Here is a 290-nt window from a genome sequence, read left to right as displayed (position 1 = left end):
TCGCCAAACAACCGTTCGTTGGCCCGCACGCTGGTCCAGGTCAGGCTCGCGCCGGGGTATTGGCTGCGACCCGGCCAGTTGAAGCGCTGCCAGCTTTCCTTCTGGTTGAAGTACTCGTGCTGTTCGCCGTTGAGGGTGAAAGTGGTCTGCACCACGTCGCGCACCGGTTTGCCTTGCAGTTCGAAACTCAGGCCCATGCCGCCGTCGGTAAACAGCACGTCGGCCAGGTGACTGAGCTGGTTGATCGCCTGGATGAACTGCGGGTTGAAGCGCAGGCCCTGGCTGTGTTG

Annotated in this window: 1 protein-coding gene; it reads right to left on the bottom strand. The window is 62.1% G+C overall.

The window, feature by feature from the left end:
• The coding region (locus ACM6I6_RS27560) for a type VI secretion IcmF C-terminal domain-containing protein (protein ID WP_414920982.1) at positions 1 to 290 on the bottom strand (290 nt) is incomplete at both ends.

This window comes from Pseudomonas sp. IT-P218 (genome assembly GCF_949767605.1).
Taxonomy (GTDB): Bacteria; Pseudomonadota; Gammaproteobacteria; order Pseudomonadales; family Pseudomonadaceae; genus Aquipseudomonas; species Aquipseudomonas putida_AE.
Note: the sequence above shows the minus strand (reverse complement) of the source record. Positions and strands in the feature narration are given on the sequence as shown.